This is a genomic window from Paraburkholderia sp. Ac-20347, assembly GCF_017104805.1.
In the GTDB taxonomy this organism is placed as follows: Bacteria; Pseudomonadota; Gammaproteobacteria; order Burkholderiales; family Burkholderiaceae; genus Paraburkholderia; species Paraburkholderia tropica.
In genome coordinates this window covers 1-752 of sequence record NZ_JAAGPN010000643.1, presented here as the reverse complement: position 1 = coordinate 752, position 752 = coordinate 1, and the positions used below count along the sequence as shown (strand labels likewise).

Below are 752 nucleotides of genomic sequence, written 5' to 3'. Positions count from 1 at the left end.
CGCTCGTCCGATCTGGGCGTCGCGGGCACGCTCGCGCTCATCAACGTCGAACTCGCCGCGGCCGAGAGCGTCGGCATGATGCGTTCGGCCGCCGTGCTGATCGCGACCGTGACGGGCGGGGCGGGCGCGTTCTTCGGCCCGGTGCTCGGCGCGCTCGTGTGGGTGGCGTTCAGCGTCGGCGTGGCGAGCCTCTCGCGCGCGTGGATGCTCTACGTGGGCGTGTTTTTCATCGTGGTCGTGCTGATGGCGCCCGAGGGTCTCGCGGGCCTCGCCGCGCGCGAACGCGCGACGCTCGCGCGTAACGGCTGGCGAGCCTGCGTCGCGCCGTGGTGCCTGGCGCTGCTCGCGGCGCTGAGCGGCACGCTCGCATTCGTGCTCGCGGTGCAGTGGGCCTACGCCATCCGTTTCGGCGACGACGACGCGTCGGCCAACGCATTCGCCACGCTGTCCACGTACGCGCAGTGGTCGCTCGGCGTAGCGATCGTCGTATCGGGCGCGATCGCATGGCTGGCCGCACGGCGTGCGTACTCGCTGCGCCGCGCACGCTTCGGTGCGAACGTTGCGCGCCCGGAGACGCGGCCATGACGATCGCGCTGCGGCTGAGCGGTATCGAAAAGCGTTTTGGCGCGACGCCCGTGCTGCGCGGCGTCGATCTCGACGTGCGCGCGGGCGAGCGTCACGCGCTGATCGGCCCGAACGGCGCGGGCAAATCCACGCTTTTCAGCCTGATCGCGGGCGAGCAGCGCGCGAGC

Annotated in this window: 1 protein-coding gene and 1 pseudogene; both read left to right on the top strand. The window is 71.9% G+C overall.

The genetic code is table 11. From position 1 onward, the window contains the following. Positions 1-585, top strand: a pseudogene (locus tag G3N97_RS39190) (branched-chain amino acid ABC transporter permease); the annotation flags it as partial. Then, positions 582-752: ATP-binding cassette domain-containing protein (locus tag G3N97_RS39185; protein ID WP_205998052.1), on the top strand; the 171-nt coding region annotated here is incomplete at its 3' end. The pseudogene G3N97_RS39190 and the gene G3N97_RS39185, both read left to right, overlap by 4 nt.